The 14794-nt window shown below is 59.5% G+C and carries 10 protein-coding genes; 4 read left to right on the plus strand and 6 right to left on the minus strand.

From position 1 onward, the window contains the following. Window positions 1-2: 2 nt before the first annotated feature. A complete protein-coding gene (locus tag GHO42_RS02220; protein ID WP_095002778.1) occupies window positions 3-1007 on the minus strand; it encodes an NADP-dependent oxidoreductase in 1005 nt (334 codons plus the stop codon). A 196-nt stretch (window positions 1008-1203) separates the two neighbouring features. Between GHO42_RS02220 and GHO42_RS02225 the strand changes: the two genes are divergently transcribed. Next, window positions 1204-1965: an SDR family oxidoreductase gene (locus GHO42_RS02225; protein WP_095020227.1), complete on the plus strand. Its 762-nt coding sequence runs from the start codon at window positions 1204-1206 to the stop codon at window positions 1963-1965. Window positions 1966-1969: 4 nt separating this feature from the next. Here the strand turns inward: GHO42_RS02225 and GHO42_RS02230 are convergent, their stop codons facing one another. Next, window positions 1970-3160, minus strand: a complete 1191-nt coding sequence (locus tag GHO42_RS02230; protein WP_095025014.1) for a benzoate/H(+) symporter BenE family transporter — start codon at window positions 3158-3160, stop codon at window positions 1970-1972. A gap of 227 nt (window positions 3161-3387) precedes the next feature. On the opposite strand from GHO42_RS02230, the gene GHO42_RS02235 reads away from it, so the two are divergent. Next, on the plus strand, window positions 3388-4155 hold the full coding sequence (locus GHO42_RS02235) for a GntR family transcriptional regulator (protein ID WP_095002775.1): 768 nt from the start codon (window positions 3388-3390) through the stop codon (window positions 4153-4155). A 111-nt stretch (window positions 4156-4266) separates the two neighbouring features. Here GHO42_RS02235 and guaD read toward each other — a convergent pair whose 3' ends face one another. The 4 genes from guaD to xdhA are packed head-to-tail and all read right to left on the minus strand — an operon-like array spanning window position 4267 to window position 10249. Continuing rightward, window positions 4267-5565: a guanine deaminase gene (gene guaD / locus GHO42_RS02240; protein ID WP_153326575.1), complete on the minus strand. Its 1299-nt coding sequence runs from the start codon at window positions 5563-5565 to the stop codon at window positions 4267-4269. A gap of 8 nt (window positions 5566-5573) precedes the next feature. Continuing rightward, window positions 5574-6431, minus strand: coding sequence for a xanthine dehydrogenase accessory protein XdhC (xdhC, locus tag GHO42_RS02245; RefSeq protein WP_095025015.1), 858 nt, complete (start codon window positions 6429-6431; stop codon window positions 5574-5576). Next, window positions 6424-8799 (minus strand): xanthine dehydrogenase molybdopterin binding subunit, encoded by a 2376-nt coding sequence (gene xdhB, locus GHO42_RS02250; protein ID WP_153326572.1) that lies wholly within the window; start codon window positions 8797-8799, stop codon window positions 6424-6426. The genes xdhC and xdhB overlap by 8 nt, the downstream gene beginning before the upstream one ends. Continuing rightward, window positions 8792-10249 carry a xanthine dehydrogenase small subunit gene (xdhA, locus tag GHO42_RS02255; RefSeq protein ID WP_371928109.1) on the minus strand — a complete coding sequence of 486 codons (1458 nt, stop codon included), beginning with the start codon at window positions 10247-10249 and terminating at the stop codon, window positions 8792-8794. The genes xdhB and xdhA overlap by 8 nt, the downstream gene beginning before the upstream one ends. Window positions 10250-10473: 224 nt before the next feature. On the opposite strand from xdhA, the gene GHO42_RS02260 reads away from it, so the two are divergent. Both GHO42_RS02260 and smc read left to right on the plus strand, forming a co-directional pair. Continuing rightward, complete coding sequence (locus GHO42_RS02260) at window positions 10474-11133, plus strand: GntR family transcriptional regulator (protein WP_095002770.1); 660 nt, start codon at window positions 10474-10476, stop codon at window positions 11131-11133. A gap of 2 nt (window positions 11134-11135) precedes the next feature. Beyond that, window positions 11136-14624 (plus strand): chromosome segregation protein SMC, encoded by a 3489-nt coding sequence (gene smc, locus GHO42_RS02265; protein WP_178126938.1) that lies wholly within the window; start codon window positions 11136-11138, stop codon window positions 14622-14624. Window positions 14625-14794: the final 170 nt, after the last annotated feature.

The raw sequence follows: 14794 nt of genomic DNA on the forward strand, positions 1-14794 counted from the left end.
TGTCAGACCTTCAACACCAGCTTGCCGTGATTTTCCCCGCTGAACAGCTTCGCCAGGCTTTCCGGGAAGCTTTCCAGGCCTTCAACAATATGCTCTTTGCTTTTCAACTGGCCCTTGAGCAGCCAGCCCGCCATCTCTTGTCCGGCTGCTGCATAGCGATCGGCATAGTCCATTACCACAAAGCCTTCCATGCGGGCGCGATTGACCAGCAGTGACAAGTAGTTGGCCGGACCTTTAACGGCTTCCTTGTTGTTGTATTGGCTGATGGCTCCGCAGATGATGACCCGCGCCTTGAAATTCAAACGGCTCAATACGGCGTCGAGAATATCGCCGCCCACGTTGTCGAAAAACACATCTACACCCTTGGGGCATTCGCGTTTGAGGCCTGCGAGCATATCTTCGTTCTTGTAGTCGATTACACCGTCAAAGCCGAACTCCTCGACCAGCCGCTTACATTTCTCTTGGCCGCCGGCAATGCCTACCACGCGGCAGCCTTTCAACTTGGCGATTTGCCCGGCAATGCTGCCAACAGCACCCGCTGCGCCGGAAATCACCACGGTGTCTCCTGTTTTCGGTGCGCCGACGTCCAGCAGTGCGAAGTAGGCCGTCATGCCCGTCATGCCCAGTGCGGACAGATACACGGGCAGCGGTACCAGTTTCGGGTCGACCTTGTAGAAACCCCGTGGCTCACCGGTGAAGTAATCCTGCATTCCCAGGGCACCGTTGACGTAATCCCCCACAGCAAAGCCCGGGTGGGCGCTGGCAATCACCTTGCCCACTCCCAGGGCGCGCATCACATCACCCAGCGCTACCGGCGGAATATAGGACTTGCCTTCGTTCATCCAGCCACGCATGGCCGGGTCGAGGGACAAGTATTCATTTTTGACCAGGATCTGGCCGTCCTTGGGCTGTACTACGGGCACTTGCTGGAAGGTGAAGGTATCGCGGGTTGCTGCACCGACTGGACGTTTGGCGAGCAGGAATTGGCGGTTTGTCTGGTCAGTCATTGCTATAACTCTTTAGAGATTGATGGCTGTTGATAGACCTTCTCACGCTACAGGGCAAGTGAATACGCGCTTACGAATAGGTTTTTATCAGTGATGGTGATGGTTGTAGGCAGTCTTTTATCACTCGGATAAATAGGCGGATGGCCGTGCCCGAACGTTTCGGGGGTACAGATCCACTCTGCTGAGGGTTAAGACGATGGGCATGACGTTTACGGGGCAAGTGGCTGTAGTGACAGGGGGCGGGGCCGGTATCGGGAGGGCCACGGCGCTGGCATTTGCCGGCGAGGGTTTGAAGGTGGTGGTGGCCGATCGGGATGTGGCAGCGGGTGAAGACACTGTCGAGCAGATAAGGACTGCGGGCGGCAGTGCTGTTTTCGCAGGCTGCGATGTCACTGTAGAGGCGCAGGTCAGGCAACTGATGGAGCAGACAATCAGCACCTACGGGCGTCTGGACTATGCCTTCAACAATGCCGGGATCGAGATCGAGCATGGTCGCCTGGCCGACGGTACCCTGGATGAGTTCGATGCGATCATGGGGGTAAACGTCAAGGGCGTTTGGCTGTGCATGAAATATCAGCTGCCATTGATGCTGGCCCAAGGTGGCGGGGCGATCGTCAATACTGCCTCGGTGGCCGGACTGGGCGCCGCGCCAAAGATGAGCATTTACTCGGCGTCCAAACATGCGGTGATCGGGCTGACCAAATCGGCAGCCATTGAGTATGCGAAAAAGCATATTCGGGTGAACGCGGTGTGCCCGGCGGTCATCGATACCGATATGTTCCGCCGCGCTTATGAGGTCGACCCGCGCAAGGCTGAATTTGCCGCCGCGATGCACCCGGTGGGGCGTATCGGCACGGTCGAAGAAGTTGCCAGCGCCGTGCTGTACCTGTGCTCGGATGGCGCAGCATTTACCACAGGCCATGCGCTGGCGGTCGATGGCGGGGCACTGGCGATCTGATAGCTCAGCGTGATTTGACGTTCAGGATCATCAGGGTCAGTACGCCCGCAACAATGCCCCAGAAAGCCGAGCCAATTGAAAACAGGGTCATGCCCGATGCGGTGACCATAAAGGTCACCAGGGCAGCTTCACGCTCCCTGGCTTCGCCCATGGCAATACTCAGCCCGTTCATGATCGAGCCGAACAGTGCCAGTGCGGCAATCGACAGCACCAGTTCCTTGGGCAATGAGGCGAACAGGGCGGCCAGGGTGGCGCCGAATATGCCGGCGATGCCATAGAAAACTCCGCACCACACGGCTGCGGTGTAGCGTTTTTTCGGATCTTCGTGGGCATGGGGGCCGGTGCAGATGGCGGCACTGATGGCTGCCAGGTTGATGCCGTGGGAACCGAAGGGGGCGAGCAGCAAGGAGGCTACCCCGGTGGTGGTGATCAGCGGCGAGGCGGGCACGTCATAGCCATCGGCCCGCAGTACGGCGATGCCCGGCATGTTTTGCGAGGTCATGGCCACCACAAACAGCGGGATGCCGATGCTGATGGTTGCCGCCAGCGAAAAGGACGGCGTGGTCCACACCGGCACGGCCACTTCAAGGGAAAAACCGCTGAAGTCCAGCAGCCCGAGCATGCCCGACAGCAGGGTGCCGATCAGCAGCGCCGCCAGTACGGCGTAGCGGGGTGACAGGCGCTTGACGATCAGGTAGGTGAAAAACATGCCGATCACCAGGCCGGTGCGATGTTGCGCCGCGACGAAGATTTCGCTGCCGATTTTAAACAGGATGCCCGCCAGCAACGCGGCGGCCAGGGATGAGGGGATGCGCTTGACCAGGCGCTCAAAACTGCCGGTGATGCCACAGATGATCACCAGTACCGCGCAGGTGATATAGGCGCCGATGGCCTCGCCGTAACTGACGCCGCCAAGGCTGGTGATCAGCAGTGCCGCCCCCGGTGTGGACCAGGCGATGGTGATCGGTGTGCGATAACGCAAAGACAAGCCTATGCTGCAAACAGCCATGCCGATCGACAGTGCCCAGATCCATGATGAAATCTGCCCGCTGGTAAGTCCCGCTGCCTGACCCGCCTGGAACATCAGGACCAGGGAGCTGGTGTAGCCGGTCATCATGGCGATAAAGCCAGCGACCACCGCCGAGGGCGAGGTGTCTGCCAGTGGATGCAAGCGCGGCTGCGGGGTGTCGGTCATGGAACGGTCTTCCTTGTGTGCTATAGGAGTTCGGGCAGGCGACAAGCCTAAACGTAAAGGTTGCATCTAGTTGCGATACAGCAGGGTTCGTAAACGACCGTACAGTCGTACTGGCACTCTGCTTTGTGTACAATGCGCCCTGTTTTTTGCATTAATTTCTGGTCGGTGACACCCGTTTACGTACTAGCGTAATCCCTTATTCGCCGCCGCTTCCCACACGAGTGCCCATGAACGAACAGTTGCAGCCTCTCAAGAAACAACCCCGCGCTGGCAAGGCCGGCCGCAGTGGAACCCAGGACGATATTGTCTATGCGCATATTTTCGAGGCGATCCTTGAACAGCGTCTGGCGCCTGGCACCAAGTTGAGTGAAGAGGCTCTGGGCGAAATCTTTGGCGTGAGCCGCACCATTATTCGTCGCGCCCTGTCGCGTCTGGCCCATGAAGGGGTTGTGCTGCTGCGCCCTAATCGTGGTGCAGTGGTGGCGAGCCCTAGCGTAGAAGAAGCGCGCCAGGTGTTTCTGGCCCGGCGACTGGTTGAAAAGGCCATTACCGAGCTGGCGGTGGTGCATGCTACGGCTGATGATCTGGCGCAACTGCGCAAGATGGTCCAGGACGAGCGCGACAGTTTTTCGCGGGGCGATCGGGGTGCGGGTATTCGCCTGTCGGGCGAGTTCCACCTGAAGTTGGCCGAAGCGGCGAAGAATGCGCCGCTGATCAGCTTTCAGCGCAGTCTGGTGTCGCAAACGTCGTTGATTATTGCCCAGTACGAGAGCGGCAACCGTTCGCACTGCTCTTATGACGAGCACATGCAATTGATCGATGCCATCGAAGCCCGTGATGCCGGCCAGGCCGTGCACCTGATGATGCATCACATGGATCACATTGACAGCAAGCTCAACCTTGACGAAGAAAGCGCCTCTGACGACTTGCACGCGGTGTTTTCGCACTTGCTGCAAACCAAGGGCAAAAGCCCTCGGCCTGCTGCCAAGCTTTAAGCCTCGGCTGCTCTTGTGGGAGCGGGCTTGCCCGCGATGCAGGCGACGCGGTGCTTCAGTAGAACCGCATCGATAACCTCTCGAGCAAGCCCGCTCCCACAAGGGAAATTATCAGCGCTGATGCACCAGATTGCCTGCCGCATAGGTTTGCTGCACGGTACGGTCATCCCCAAGGGTCATCAATACAAACAGCGTCTCGGCGATGTTTTTTGACTGCTTGAGGCGATAGCTCATCAGTGGCGTAGCGTTGTAGTCCAGTACCAGGAAGTCAGCGTCGCTGCCCGGTTGCAGATTGCCGATCTTGTCTTCCAGGCGCAGTGCTCGCGCCCCGCCCAACGTAGCCAGGTACAACGACTTGAACGGATCGAGGCGTGCGCCCTGCAGTTGCATGACCTTGTAGGCTTCGTTCAGGGTGTTGAGCAGCGAGAAGCTGGTCCCCGCGCCGACATCCGTGCCCAGGCCCACATTGAGTTTGTGTTTCTCGGCCATTGGCAGGTTGAACAGGCCGCTGCCCAGGAACAGGTTGGAAGTCGGGCAGAACGCCACTGCCGAACCGGTCTCGGCCAGCCGTGCACATTCCTCGTCACACAGATGCACACCGTGGGCAAATACAGAGCGTTCGCCCAGCAACTGGTAGTGGTCGTACACATCCAGATAGCCTTTGCGCTCAGGGTACAGCGTCTTGACCCACTCGATTTCCTGAAGGTTCTCGCTGATATGGGTGTGTAGATACACATCCGGGTATTCGCCCAGCAGCTTGCCGGCCAGGGTCAATTGCTCCGGGGTGCTGGTCGGCGCGAAGCGCGGGGTGACGGCGTAATGCAGGCGGCCCTTACCGTGCCAGCGCTCGATCAGTGCCTTGCTTTCGCTGTAGCCGGTTTCGGCGGTATCGGTCAGATAGTCTGGGGCGTTGCGGTCCATCATCACCTTGCCGGCGATCAGACGCAGGTCCAGGTGCTGTGCGGCCTCAAACAGGGCATCCACCGATTGCGGGTGTACGCTGCCGAAGACCAGAGCGGTGGTGGTGCCGTTGCGTAGCAGTTCCTTCAGGAATACGTCAGCCACTTCGTCAGCATGGGCCTTATCGGCGAACTGGTTTTCGCACGGGAAAGTGTAGGTATTGAGCCAATCGAGCAGTTGCTCTCCGTAGGCGCCAATCATCCCGGTTTGCGGGAAATGGATATGGGTATCGATAAAGCCGGGGGTGATCAGTGCGTCTTTGTACTCGGTCACAGCAACGTCGGCGGCCAGTGTGCCAAGCAGTTCGCTGGCCGGGCCAACAGCCTTGATCTGGCCGTTGTCGACCACCAGCAAGCCGTCTGCGAAATATTCATAGGAGGCTTCGATCCCGACTTCGGCGGGGTCGGCGATGCTGTGCAAAATGGCGGCGCGATAGGCTTTACAAGTCATGGCAATTCTCAGTGTGTGGCATGGCTGCGTCGTGAAGACGGCAACAATTGTTTAATGGATTCAGATGACGCGCTGTCGGCGCTCGCAGTGTGCTGGCCGAAATGAGTGTTGTAGGTGGCGATGATTTCGCCGGCGATGGAGATCGCGATTTCAACAGGCAATTTGCCTTTGACTTCGCTCAAACCCATCGGGCAACGCATGCGCTGCAAAGGTGAGGCGTCGATACCGCGCTCACGCAGGCGATGTTCGAACTTCACGCGTTTGGTTTTCGAACCAATCAAGCCGAAGTAAGTAAAGTCGTTGCGTTTAAGCAGGGCGGCGCTGAGCTCCAGGTCCAGGGCGTGATTATGCGTCATGACGATGCAGTAGCAACCCGCAGGCAGGGCATCGACTTCATCTACCGGTTCGTCGGTAACGATTTTTTCCACGCCTTGGGGGATAAGTGTCGGGAATTCCTGCTCCCGCGAGTCGATCCAGCGCACCCGGCACGGCAGGCTGGCGAGCAGGGGTACCAGGGCCCGGGCCACGTGCCCTGCGCCAAACACCGCAATCTGAGCCTGCACCTTGCCCATCGGTTCGAACAGCAGCACGGCCACCCCTCCGCAACACTGGCCCAGGCTGGCGCCGAGGCTGAAGCGCTGTAGAAGGGTATCGTGCTTGCCGCTGCTGAGCATCTGGCGGGCAATTTCCATTGCCTTGTACTCCAGATGACCGCCACCAATGGTGTCGAAGATTTTATCTGCACAAATGACCATCTTCGAACCGGCATTGCGCGGGGTAGAGCCTTGCTCTTCGATGATGGTCACCAGCACGCAGGGTTCGCCTTGCTGCTGCAACTCGGCCAGGGCACTGATCCAGTTATTCATGCTGATCTCCCGACAGGCTTTTGCGCATTTGCTCACAACCCCACAGCACCCGCTCCGGGGTGGCCGGGGCGTCAATCGCAGGTTGCACGCGGTAGTCGGCCAGGCTCGCCACGGCGTCCTTGAGTGCACACCATGCGGCGATGCCGAGCATAAATGGCGGTTCGCCCACGGCCTTGGAGTGGAACACGGTGTCTTCGGGGTTCTTGCGGTTTTCCACCAGGGTTACGCGCAGGTCCAGCGGCATGTCTGCCACCGCGGGGATCTTGTAGCTGGCCGGGCCGTTGGTCATCAGCTTGCCCTTGGCATTCCACACCAGTTCCTCCATGGTCAGCCAGCCCGCCCCCTGGATATAGCCGCCCTCGATCTGGCCGATATCAATGGCCGGGTTCAGCGAAGCGCCGACATCGTGGAGGATATCGGTGCGCAGCATTTTGTATTCGCCGGTGAGCGTGTCGACGATCACCTCGGCACAGGCTGCGCCAAAAGCAAAGTAGTAAAACGGACGACCGCGAGCCTGGCTGCGGTCGTAAAAAATCTTCGGGGTTTTGTAGTAGCCGGTGCTTGAGAGCGACACCTGGCCGAAGTAGGCCTGCTGGATCAGTGCTTCAAAGCTGATGATCTGCTCGCCAACCCGCACCTGTCCGTTATGGAAAACCACTTCCTGTTGCTCGACCTGATACTGGCCGGCGGCAAATTCCACCAGGCGCTGCTTGATGATTTCTGCCGCGTTCTGCGCAGCCTTGCCGTTCAGATCAGATCCGCTGGACGCTGCAGTAGGCGAGGTATTGGGCACTTTGTCAGTGTTGGTGGCGGTGATCTGCACACGGCTGATATCCACCTGAAACACCTCTGCCACTACCTGCGCGACCTTGATATTCAAGCCCTGGCCCATCTCGGTGCCACCGTGGTTGAGATGGATGCTGCCGTCGGTATAGATGTGGATCAGCGCACCGGCCTGGTTGAGGAAGCTGGCGGTAAAGGAAATACCGAACTTGACCGGGGTCAGCGCCAGGCCTTTTTTCAGGATCGGGCTGCCGGCATTGAACGCTTTGATCGCCTCCCGCCGCCCGGCGTAGTCGCTGCTGGCCTCGAGCTCGGCGGTCATTTCTTGCAGCAGGTTGTGTTCCACGGTCTGGTAGTAGTGGGTCACGTTGCGTTCGGTTTTGCCGTAGTAATTGGCCTTGCGTACGGCCAGCGGGTCGAGGCCCAAATGGCGGGCGATACGGTCCATGACCTCTTCGATGGCGACCATGCCTTGCGGGCCACCAAAGCCGCGATAGGCGGTGTTGGAAGCCGTGTTGGTTTTACAGCGATAACCATTGATCGTCGCGTCGCCCAGATAATAGGCGTTGTCGGCGTGGAACATGGCGCGGTCGACAATGGAGTTGGACAAGTCCGGGGAACAGCCGCAGTTGCCCGCCAGGTCCAGCTGGATGCCCTGCAAACGGCCGCTGGCGTCGAAACCGACGTCATATTCGATATAAAACGGGTGGCGCTTGCCGGTCATCAGCATGTCTTCGACCCGCGGCAGGCGCATCTTGGTCGGTTGCCCGGTGAGGCGTGCCACCACGGCGCACAGGCAAGCGGGGCTGGCGGCCTGGGTCTCCTTGCCGCCAAAACCGCCGCCCATGCGGCGCATATCGACAACGATCTTGTTCATTGAAACATCAAGGACTTCTGCCACCAGCTTCTGCACTTCGGTAGGGTTCTGCGTGGAGCAGTAAACGATCATCCCGCCGTCTTCGGTAGGCATCACCGATGAGATCTGGGTCTCGAGGTAAAAGTGCTCCTGCCCGCCAATATGCAGGCTGCCCTGCAGGCGATGTTCGGCCCCGGCCAGTGCGCCGGCAGAGTCGCCGCGTTGATGGGTGTGGGTATCGAGCACAAAGTGCTTCTGGCGCAGGGCCTGAACCACGTCCAGCACCGGCTCCAGGTCTTCGTATTCGATAATGGCAGCCATTGCCGCCTTGCGCGCGGTGTCCAGGTCGCAAGCGGCCACTGCCAGTACGGGCTGGCCGACAAACTCCACCTTGTCGATGGCCAGCAGCGGATCGCCGGGCAGTAGCGGGCCAATGTCCTTCAGACCGGGGATATCTTCGTGGGTGATCACCAGGCGCACGCCTGCGAAGGCGTAGCAGGGCGTGGTGTCGACACGCAGGATTCTGGCGTGGGCGCGGTCGGACAGGCGTGCGAAAAGGTGCAACTGGTTGGGGAATTCCAGGCGGTCATCGATGTACTGCGCTTCGCCGCTGACATGTTTTTCGGCACTGTCATGCTTGACGCTGCGACCCACACCGGTTTTCAAGTCCTGCTGGAAGAGGGCGGCCAGCTCGGCCTGGGTTGGGGCAACCTTGTGATGGTTAGACATAAGCTGTTACCCGCGTCTCGAGATGTGGCGTTTGCAGTTCGATAAAGTATTTGCGTAGCAGGTTTTGTGCACTCAGCAGACGGTATTCCTTGCTGGCGCGAAAGTCCGAGAGCGGGCTGAAATCCTGCGACAAGGCGTTGCAGGCTCGCTCCACCGTTGCGTTGTTCCAGGGCGCGTTGTGCAAGACCGCCTCGCAGGCGCTGGCGCGTTTGGGCGTGCCTGCCATGCCGCCGAAGGCTATGCGGGCGTCGATCACCACGCCGTTTTCGATGTGCAGGTTGAACGCTGCGCACACGGCGCTGATGTCGTCATCCAGGCGCTTGGAGATTTTATAGGCGCGAAATGCATGGCTGGGGTCGGCGCGAGGGATGATGATTTTTTCGATAAATTCGCCTTCCTGGCGTGCCGTCACCCGGTAGTCGATAAAGTAATCCTCGATCGCCAGGGTGCGCAGGGTTTGCCCTTTGCGCAGTACCAGTTGTGCGCCGAGGGCAATCAGCAGCGGTGGCGAGTCGCCAATGGGCGAGGCATTGCCGATGTTGCCGCCCAGGGTGCCCTGATTGCGGATTTGCAGGGAGGCGAAGCGTTGCAGCAATTCGCCGAAGTCCGGGTACTCGGCCTTGAGCGTGCCGTAGGCGTCTGTCAGCGACACCGCCGCGCCGATTTCAATACGGTCATCAAAGCGCTCGATGTGCTTCATTTCGGCCACGTTGCCGACGTAGATCATGACCGGCAGCGGGCGATGAAACTGGGTCACCTCAAGCGCCAGGTCGGTACCGCCGGCCAGCAGGCGGGCCTGGGGTTGGGATTCGTACAGCTGGGCCAGGTCGCTGATGGTCATGGGCAGCAGGCAGCGCTTGTCGCCGCTGTTCAGTTCGCCGGTTTGAGTCGGGGTGATGGTCTTGAGCAAGGCAATGGTCGCGCTCTGGTGTGTATCGAACTGATCCTGTTGTTGCCCGCTGCAAGCCTGTTCGGCAGCCGCCAGAATAGGGCGGTAGCCGGTGCAGCGACAGAGGTTTCCCGCCAGGGCTTCATGAGCCTGATGGCCATCAGGCTGGCCCGTGCTGTTTTTTTGCAGGGCGAACAGTGACATCACAAATCCCGGCGTGCAAAACCCGCACTGTGAGCCGTGGCAGTCGACCATCGCCCGCTGCACGCTGTGCAACTGCCCCTGGTGCTTGAGGTCTTCGATGCTGATCAGTTGCTTGCCGTGCAAAGCCGAGACAAAGGTCAGGCACGAATTGAGGCTGCGATAGCGCAGCCGTTCAAGGCCTTCAGCGTCGGTGTGAAGTTCGCCGACAACCACGGTACAGGCCCCGCAGTCGCCGCTGGCGCATCCTTCTTTGGTACCAGGCTTGTGCAGGTGTTCACGCAGGTAATTGAGCACGGTCAAATTCGGGTCGAGCGTGTGCTCGGTGCGCAGCGTCTGGTTGAGTAGGAACTGGATCACGGAAGGCCTCGCATAATCATTATTGTTGTAACGCGGGATGCACTGAATTTAGCTAAAGCTGACCTGCGGGTCAAGAAATAGCGATCGGTAATCCCTGTGATTGATAACCGGGGGATTTATTTGCGGGTTTCGTGCCATATTCAGCCCCTGAGGCTCTGCGCGAGGGCATATCAAGTGCGTTACACTGCACCGCCTGCACTGATCAAAGATTTTGAAGGTAAAACATGACGTTCAAGGCGCCGGACAGCCTCGCCGAGCAAATCGCTCACCACCTCGCCGAACGCATCATTCGCGGCGAGTTAAAGCCTGGGGAACGCATTCAGGAACAGAAAGTGACGCTGGCGCTGAATGTCAGTCGCGGCTCTGTGCGCGAAGCATTGTTGATCCTTGAGCGTCGGCACCTGATCGCCATCCTGCCGCGTCGTGGCGCCCATGTGACCGAGCTTACGGCGCACAAGGTGCAGAGCCTGTGCACGCTGATGAGCGAAATGTACATCCTGCTCGGCAATGCCGTAGCCCAGCGCTGGGCAGTTCCGGCCGACCTGGGGCCGTTCTTGCAGATCCAGCAGCGCCTGGCCGCCAGCTACGAACGCCAGGACATCAGCACCTTCGTTGAAGACAGCTTCAATGTGATGCGTGCGGCGTACCCGTTCGCCGACAACCCCTATTTGCAGGAAACCGTCGAGAACCTGCACCCGGCCATGAGCCGTGCCTATTACCTGGCACTGGACCAGCGCAAGGCGGAAATGAGCGAGTTCCTGGCGTTGTTTGCGCAGTTGCTCGACGCCGTGCTGGCGCGTGACCTGGCGCAGATTCGCGTGGTGCTGAGCAGCTATGCCCAGCGCAGTTGTGCCCTGGTGCTGTCTGCATTGACGGTTGCCTGAGCGTGCGCCTGACCTGTATCAAGCTGGCCGGCTTCAAGTCCTTCGTTGACCCGACAACCGTTACCTTTCCAAGCAATATGGCGGCGGTGGTAGGCCCCAACGGCTGTGGCAAGTCCAATATCATCGATGCCGTGCGCTGGGTCATGGGCGAAAGCTCGGCCAAGAACCTGCGCGGCGAGTCGATGACCGACGTTATCTTCAACGGCTCCACCACGCGCAAGCCGGTGAGCCAGGCCAGTATCGAACTGGTCTTCGACAACTCCGACGGCACGCTGCTGGGCGAGTATGCGGCCTATGCCGAGATATCGATCCGCCGCAAAGTCACCCGCGACAGCCAGACTACCTATTACCTCAATGGTACCAAGTGCCGTCGTCGTGACATTACCGATATCTTCCTCGGTACTGGGCTGGGGCCGCGCAGCTACTCGATCATCGAGCAGGGCATGATCTCCAAGCTGATCGAGTCCAAGCCTGAAGATCTGCGCAACTTTATCGAAGAGGCGGCGGGCATTTCCAAGTACAAGGAGCGCCGCCGCGAGACTGAAAACCGTATCCGCCGTACCCACGAAAACCTTGCCCGTCTGACTGACCTGCGCGATGAGCTGGGGCGTCAGCTGGAGCGTTTGCACCGCCAGGCCCAGGCCGCCGAGAAATATCAGGAATACAAGGCCGAAGAGCGTCAGCTCAAGGCCCGGCTGTCGGCTCTGCGCTGGCAGGCCCTGAATGAGCAGGTGGGGCAGCGCGAAGTGGTCATCGGTAATCAGGAAGTCAGTTTCGAAGCCCTGGTGGCCGAGCAGCGCAATGCCGATGCCAGCATCGAACGCCTGCGTGACGGGCACCATGATCTGTCAGAGCGCTTCAATCTGGTGCAGGGGCGCTTCTATTCGGTAGGGGGCGATATTGCCCGGGTCGAGCAGAGCATTCAGCATGGCCAGCAACGTTTGCGCCAGTTGCAGGATGACCTGCGCGAAGCCGAGCGCTCGCGCCTGGAAACCGAATCCCATCTGGGGCATGACCGCACCTTGCTGGCGACTCTGGCTGAAGAGCTGCACATGCTTGAGCCCGAGCAGGAACTGACCAGCGCGGCCGCCGAAGAGGCTGCCGCTACTCTGGAAGTGGCCGAGCAGACCATGCATGGCTGGCAGGAACAGTGGGACATTTTCAACCTTCGCTCGGCCGAGCCGCAGCGCCAGTCTGAAGTGCTGCAAGCCCGTATCCAGCAGCTGGAAACCAGTATGGAGCGCGTGGCGGAACGTCAGCGCCGCCTGGCTGAAGAGCGTGTCTTGCTGGCCGCAGACCCTGAAGATGCGGCCATTCTGGAGCTCAGTGAGCAACTGGCCAGCAGCGAAATGGCCCACGAAGAGCTGCAGGCCAGTGAGCAGCAACTGGTCGAGCAGCTCGAGCAAGTGCGTCACGACTTGCAACAGGCCACGCAGAACCAGCAGCAGGCCCAGGGCGAGCTGCAGCGCCTCAACGGTCGTCTGGCATCGCTGGAGGCCTTGCAGCAGGCTGCGCTTGATCCGGGTACCGGTACTGGCGAATGGTTGCGCGATCAGCAGCTTGCCGAGCAGCCACGACTGGCAGAAGGCCTGCGCGTAGAGGCTGGCTGGGAGCTGGCGGTAGAGACCGTGTTGGGGGCTGATTTGCAGGCCGTACTGGTCGAGGATTTTGCCCTGCTGGATCTGGCAGGGTTTGCCCAGGGTGATTTGCGCCTGTTCAGTGATGCAGGGCAGGCCCCTCGCTTGGCGGGCAGCCTGCTGGACAAGGTCACGGCCGATTTTGATCTGGCGCCGTGGCTGGGCCAGGTCAAACCGGTCGAAACACTGGAGCAGGCACTGGCCTTGCGTGCTCAACTGGCCGAGGGCCAGAGCCTGATCAGCCGTGATGGCTATTGGGTCGGGCGCAACTTCCTGCGGGTGCGCCGCGCCAGTGAAGCCGAAAGCGGGGTGCTGGCCCGGGGCCAGGAAATCCAGCGCCTGGGGCTTGAGTGCGAAGAGCGTGAAGCCACCCTGGCGGCCCTGGAGGAACAACTACAAAGCATGCGTGAGCAACAGCGTATGCAGGAAGACTCTCGTGAGCAGCTTCGCCGTCGCTTGCAGGATGAAGCTCGCCACCAGGGTGAGATCAAGGCCAAGCTCTCCGCCAGCAAGGCCAAGGTCGAGCAATTAACCTTGCGCCGCCGCCGTCTGGACGAAGAACTGGCCGAGTTGGGTGAGCAGCGCGCCCTGGAGCATGAGCAGGTAGGGGAGGCGCGCCTGCTGTTGCAGGATGCCCTGGATGCCATGGCCACAGATACCGGGCAGCGCGAGCTGTTGCTGGCCCGTCGCGACAGTCTGCGCGAGCAGTTGGACCGGGTGCGTCAGGATGCTCGACAACATAAAGACCACGCCCACCAGTTGGCTGTCCGCCTGGGGTCGCTCAAGGCGCAGCATGATTCCACCCGCCAGGCTCTTGAGCGCCTGGAAATGCAGGCCGAGCGCCTGGCTGAAAAGCGCGAACAGCTGACCCTCAATCTGGAGGAGGGCGAAGCGCCGCTGGAAGAGTTGCGCCTCAAGCTTGAAGAGTTGCTCGACAAGCGCCTGAGCGTGGATGAAGAACTCAAGATTGCCCAGACCGCGCTCGAAGATGCCGATCGCGAATTGCGCGATGCCGAAAAACGCCGCAATCAGGCTGAGCAACAATCGCAATTGATTCGTGGCCAGCTCGAACAGCAGCGCATGGAGTGGCAGGCCTTGAGCGTGCGTCGTACTGCGTTGCAGGATCAGTTGCTGGCCGATGGCTATGACCTGCACGGGGTGCTGGCCACCCTCGATGCCGAGGTCAACGAGCAGCAGGCCGAAGAAGAACTGGAGCGTATCGCTGCGCGAATTCAGCGCCTGGGCGCGATCAACCTTGCAGCCATTGATGAGTATCAGCAGCAGTCGGAGCGCAAGCGCTATCTGGATGCTCAGGATGCCGATCTGGTCGAGGCACTCGATACCCTGGAAAACGTCATCCGCAAGATCGACAAAGAGACCCGCAGCCGCTTCAAGGACACCTTTGATCAGATAAATGGTGGATTACAGGCACTTTTCCCAAAAGTTTTCGGTGGCGGCAGCGCTTATTTGGAACTGACGGGCGAAGATCTACTCGATACAGGGGTGACCATCATGGCGCGTCCGCCGGGCAAAAAGAACAGCACGATCCATTTGCTGTCCGGTGGCGAGAAAGCCTTGACGGCCCTGGCGCTGGTTTTTGCCATTTTCAAGCTCAACCCGGCGCCGTTTTGCATGCTCGACGAAGTCGATGCACCGCTTGATGACGCTAACGTAGGCCGCTATGCACGCTTGGTAAAGGAGATGTCGCAGACCGTGCAATTTATCTATATCACTCACAACAAGATCGCCATGGAGATGGCGGATCAGTTGATGGGGGTGACGATGCATGAGCCGGGCTGTTCACGTCTTGTAGCGGTTGATGTTGAGGAGGCAATGGCAATGGTCGATGCTTGAGCTATAAGCATGTAGGACGATTTTTTTCTTCTTGTAAGAAAAATTTCAAGCATTTGACCGATATGACGTGTAGGTCGAAGGCAGCATGGGCCTAGCTCAATGCGACAGACGGTGTAAAGTTATCTTTGGTCGTGTTAATTTAATGTCTAATTTTTTTGTACGTGGGTAAA

Origin of the sequence: Pseudomonas sp. FSL R10-0056 (genome assembly GCF_009600105.1) — a bacterium.
Taxonomy (GTDB): domain Bacteria; phylum Pseudomonadota; class Gammaproteobacteria; order Pseudomonadales; family Pseudomonadaceae; genus Aquipseudomonas; species Aquipseudomonas bubulae.

What these genes read in the sequence shown, in the direction of transcription:
- GHO42_RS02260 (WP_095002770.1), top strand. Translation starts at nt 10,474, where the DNA reads ATGACGTTCAAGGCGCCGGACAGCCTCGCCGAGCAAATCGCTCACCAC.
- GHO42_RS02230 (WP_095025014.1), bottom strand. Translation starts at nt 3,160, where the DNA reads ATGACCGACACCCCGCAGCCGCGCTTGCATCCACTGGCAGACACCTCG.
- GHO42_RS02235 (WP_095002775.1), top strand. Translation starts at nt 3,388, where the DNA reads ATGAACGAACAGTTGCAGCCTCTCAAGAAACAACCCCGCGCTGGCAAG.
- GHO42_RS02220 (WP_095002778.1), bottom strand. Translation starts at nt 1,007, where the DNA reads ATGACTGACCAGACAAACCGCCAATTCCTGCTCGCCAAACGTCCAGTC.
- xdhC (WP_095025015.1), bottom strand. Translation starts at nt 6,431, where the DNA reads ATGAATAACTGGATCAGTGCCCTGGCCGAGTTGCAGCAGCAAGGCGAA.
- xdhB (WP_153326572.1), bottom strand. Translation starts at nt 8,799, where the DNA reads ATGTCTAACCATCACAAGGTTGCCCCAACCCAGGCCGAGCTGGCCGCC.
- guaD (WP_153326575.1), bottom strand. Translation starts at nt 5,565, where the DNA reads ATGACTTGTAAAGCCTATCGCGCCGCCATTTTGCACAGCATCGCCGAC.
- GHO42_RS02225 (WP_095020227.1), top strand. Translation starts at nt 1,204, where the DNA reads ATGGGCATGACGTTTACGGGGCAAGTGGCTGTAGTGACAGGGGGCGGG.